Annotated in this window: 1 protein-coding gene; it reads left to right on the forward strand. The window is 51.8% G+C overall.

Annotated elements, in window-relative coordinates:
• Positions 1–611: 611 nt before the first annotated feature.
• Positions 612–5406: DUF4347 domain-containing protein (locus tag QUA47_RS30130; protein ID WP_333433520.1), on the forward strand; the 4795-nt coding region annotated here is incomplete at its 3' end.

Genomic DNA, 5406 nt, shown 5'->3' on the forward strand with positions numbered 1-5406 from the left:
CTGACCTATCTTTTTTTACCACAAGTCGGTCAACCCCTCACCCGCTCCGGGTTTTGGCGGGGTTGTCACCCCGCCAGGTGATTCCACTTACTAACGACAATGAAATTGATTCTTAGTGAGTCAGTTCTTTTTGATAAAAGCCAAAAAACAAAGTTGATGAGTACAAAATTTATAATCATTTTTTGAGTGAAATATAGATTATTTGGGATGCCGCTGATTTACCGCCCTAAAATTGGTTGTTGATAAAGACTTAAGTCTTAATAAAAGTCTGATAAATTAAGCGAATTTAACTACAGACACGAACGATTGTCAACTGCTTTTAGGTAAATAATATTGAATCACACGGTGTATTTTCGTACATCGTGGTCTTTTTTTTTATCGTAAAATAATTGAGCGCCACGTCTGAATTGGCTAAAAAACCCCTGAGTTACCAGGTAAATATAGCGAACTGCTACTTTGGGAAGATGTCTCTCAAAAAAAAATCGAAGTAAATAGAACTTGTTAAGTATGCGAAGTCGAGAAATTAGCAATTAAAAGTTTCCCATTAGCAATTAACAATAATATCTACCACTGAAGATTGACAATTAACAAATCTAGGAGCTATCTAACTCATGAAAAATTTAGGGTGCAACTACTCTTCACCAATTCACAAATCAAGTTGCGATCGCCGCGACACCGACTGCATAAAAGCTTCTTTGATTGGGGCGCCGTTAGTCAGCGATCGGGCGATATATATTTCCTGTTTAACAAAAGCGAGTGGGGGCGTCAAGACTAAACATGAAAAACATTTAGTTTGCATCGACCCGAGGGTAGAGAATTATCAGCATCTTGCCAGCGGAGTCAAACCTGGGACAGAGATAATTGTCCTCGATCGAACTCGGGACGGAGTAGAACAAATTACCGAGATTCTAGCTAAACGCAGCTTAATTGCCAGCCTTCAGATAGTTGCTCACGGCAATGAAGCTTCCGTGCAACTGGGGTCAACTATACTGAAGGATGAAAACTTGCAAAAGTACGATCGGCATTTGCAACAGTGGCGCAATTCCTTCAGGAAAAAAGCCGATATTTTATTATTAGCGTGTAAGGTGGGGGCAGGAAAATCCGGGATTGCTTTCGTGCAGAAGCTGAGAGAATTAACAGGCGCAAATATAGCGGCTTCTAACAATCTAATTGGCAGTGCAAAATTAGGAGGAAACTGGCAATTAAATGTTACAGCAGGACAAGTAAAAACGGCAATAGCATTTGAAACAAAAACCCAGGAAACTTACAGCGCTGTCCTCATTAATTTAGTGGACGAAAGTTTTCAAGACGCAAGTCTAATCGGGCCTTGGATATCTGGGGTCAGCGGCCCGTCAGAGGCTCCAGCTTTAACCGCAGGAACCGGAACGGAGAGTTTTCCGGGTTTGAACATCGACCCGATCGGCAGCGGGGCTTTGAGATTAACTTCAAGAAGTTTTGACCAATCTACTTTTGCCATCTATAACAATCCGGTACCAGTCAGCAGCGGCCTTAAAATTGTCTTCGATATATTTGCCTACAACGGGACTACACGTCCGAATTTACCCAGTAATTTGACAGGGGACGGCATAAGTTTCTTTTTAATTGACGGTACTGTGACGCCAACAAAAGCTGGAGGCTTTGGAGGTTCTCTCGGCTACGCCCAAAATACAGACGAAACTCAGGCCGGTTTAGTCGGAGGTTATTTAGGAATTGGATTTGATGAATTCGGAAATTTTTCAACTCCAGATGAAGGGCGTGTAGGCGGACTTCCGGGAGGGATTAGACCAGACTCGGTAACGCTTCGAGGTAGCGAAGCTAGCCAATATAAGTTTTTAACTTCTAACTTTGTGCCGGGGGGAATAGATAATATTCCCAATCCCGTAAGTCCGCCGATCAACGCCATTACTACCACTCGCGAACTAGCCAGAAGAAGAGTTCAAGTTATTTTGCAACCTCCCACTTCGGCAACGCCCAACCGTCTCACTGTTAACTTTGATCTCAACAATAATGGTTCGTTTACAGATGTGGGCGAGACTATTATCGACATTGCCAATTTAGCGACCATAAACGGGTCAATCCCTCGAACATTCAAATTTGGTTTTGCTGGTTCAACGGGAGACGCAACAAATATTCACGACGTTCGCACTTTGTCGATCCAAACTATAGACGTGCCGCCTTCTACAGCAGATGTTGCGACAACGAAAAAAGGCCCGGCCGCAGCGGCACCGGGCAGCAGCATTACTTACACAATTACGACAGTAAATAACGGCCCGAACGTGGCCGAAAACGTCCTGGTTGAAGACCAACTGCCCCGAGGGGCAGTATTTGGCAGTGCCGACGCCAACGGCACTTTCAACCCGACAACGAGACTGGTCTCCTGGCGTATTCCGAATTTAGCTGTTGGGGCTAGCGAGACCCGCACCGTAACTGTTACGGCCCCAACTACACTCGGCCCTATTACAAACAGTGTATTCAGCAGCAGCAACACGATCGATCCCGTACCCGGTAACAACAGCGGCAGCAGCCCGGAGGCGCGAGTCACGACCACTATTACGAACGATCTTGCCGATGTAGTGACGGTCAAAACCGGGCCCGCTACTGCGGCTGCGGGTTCGACCGTCACCTACACAATTACGGCAACCAACAGTGGGCCGAGTCCGGCAGCCAATGTGGCGATCGCCGACACCATCGTTCCGGGTTTAACAGGAGTCACCGTCTCGGAGGGCGGCACTTACAACGAAACAACAGGTATTGTGACTTGGACGCCGATCCCATCCCTAGCCAGCGCAGCCAGCACCAACAGAACCGTGAGTTTCGCAGTTCCTGCCACCATCAGCGCCATCGCCAACACTGCTAGCAGCACCTCAACGAGCCCAGACCCCAATCTCGACAACAACAACGGCAGCAGCCCGCGGGCGCGAGTCACCACCACGATCACCGATAGTGCCGATGTAGTGACGGTCAAAAGCGGGCCCCCTACGGCGCCTGCAGGCTCGACTGTCACCTACACAATTACGGCGGCTAACAGTGGGCCGAGTCCGGCAACCAATGTGGCGATCGCGGACAGCATTGTTCCGGGTTTAACAGGAGTCAGCGTCTCGGAGGGCGGAACTTACAACGAAACTACAGGTATTGTGACTTGGACGCCGATCGCATCCCTAGCCAGCGCAGCCAGCACCAACAGAACCGTGAGTTTCGCAGTTCCCGCCACCGGCGGCACCGTCGCCAACACTGCTAGCAGCACCTCAACGAGTCCAGACCCGAATCCTGCAAACAACAACGGCAGCAGCCCCGAAGCGCGAGTCACCACCACGATTACCGATAGTGCTGATGTAGTGACGCTCAAAACCGGGCCGGCTACGGCAGCAGCCGGATCGACTGTCACCTACACAATTCTCACCGAAAACAGAGGGCCCAATACCGCCACCAACATCACCCTTACAGACAGCATCGTTCCCGGTTTAACGGGCGTTACAGCATCCAACGGCGGTATTTACGACCCAGCCACAGGCATTGTCAGCTTTCCGCCCATTGCCAGCTTAGGTGACGGCGTGACCGTCAGCCGGAGAGTCACATTCCCAGTCCCGGCGACCGGCACTGTCAGCAACACGGCAAGAAGTACCTCAAATACGAATGACCCGAATCCCGCCAACAATAACGGCAGCGAGCCCGGCGCAACTGTTACCACCAGCATCGCCTCTGCCCCGACTCCGACTCCCGCACCGACTCCGACTCCCGCACCGACTCCGACTCCGGCCAACCAACCGCCGATAGCTAACAACGTCAACCTCGAAATCGCCCCCAGCAGCGCTGTGGCGATCGCAGGACTTGGAGGAACCGACCCCGACGGGTCGATCGCATCCTTCACCATCAACACCGTCCCAGCAGCAAGTGAAGGGCTGATATTTTTAGGCAATCCCGATACTGGTGGCACGATTGTCGCCGCTGGTCAAGTTCTGACACCTGCTGACATTAACCAATTATTTTTCCAATCGACAGCCAACTTTACCAGCGCAAATTTCACCTACAGCGTTACAGACAACCAGGGCGCTACCAGCCCCGCCAGCGCTACTGTATCGGCGCTGCTGCCGGTGCCAAACCAACCACCGATAGCTAATAACGTCAACGTCGAGATCGCCCCCAGCAGCACTGTGGCGATCGCAGGACTCGGAGGAACCGACCCCGACGGGTCGATCGCATCCTTCACGATCGACACCGTGCCACCAGCAAATGAAGGGCTGATATTTTTAGGCAATCCCGAGACGGGCGGCACGATTGTCACTGCTGGTCAAATTCTGACACCTGCTGACATTAACCAATTATTTTTCCAATCGACAGCCAACTTTACCAGCGCAAATTTTACCTACAGCGCTACAGACAACCAGGGCGCTACCAGCCCCGCCAGCGCTACTTTAACTGCCATTCCCGCGCCCACACCAACACCAACACCCGCGCCCGCGCCAACACCAACACCCGCACCTGTACCGACGCCGACACCCGCGCCTGCGCCAACACCAACACCAACTGCACCGGAACCAACACCAACACCCGCGCCTGCGCCAACACCAACACCAACTGCACCGGAACCAACACCAACACCCGCGCCCGCGCCAACACCACCAACACCAACTGCACCGGAACCAACACCCACACTAACACCAACTGCAGCGGAACCAACACCAACACCAACTGCAACTCCAACACCAACACCCGCGCCCGCCCCGGAACTAACACCAACACAAGCGCCGGAACCAACGCCCGCGCGCCAACCAACCCCTATATTCAACCGAGTACCCGAACCGGATACCAGTTGCGGTTGCGACCCCTTGAAAGGGCCCCCGAACATCACATTTATCCAACCCCAGCCTTCGCAAATACTCAACTTCGACTCCAACGCCGCACAACTCATCGACATCCAAAACACCAGCATCGGGACTCTCGGAAACGATTCCTTAACAGGGAACGAAGCTAACCAACTGTTTCTCTCATTTGAGGACGACGACACAGTGTTAGGTGAAGCAGGCAGCGATATCGTTTACGCCGACCAACAGCAAGACTTCATCGCAGCAGGTAAGGCCAACGACATCGTTTACGGTGGCAAAGACAACGATGTAGTGTTCTCCGGCAAACAAGACGATCGCGTTTTTGGCGATCGCAATGGAGACACATTGTACGGTGATCGTGGTTCCGACACCATAGTCGGCGACAACGGCAACAACATCGACTTGACCGACAACGACAGTGACCTGATTTTCGGCGGGTCTTCAAGCGACGCCATTGCAGGCACTCAAGGCAGCGACACCGTTTACTCCGGCAAAGGCCCTGACAGCGCCTATGGTGGCATCGACAACGACTCGATCTGGGGTGACAAAGGCCCGGACACCCTTTCCGGCGACAACGGAGACG

The organism is Microcoleus sp. MON2_D5 (assembly GCF_036701905.1).
GTDB lineage: Bacteria > Cyanobacteriota > Cyanobacteriia > Cyanobacteriales > Microcoleaceae > Microcoleus.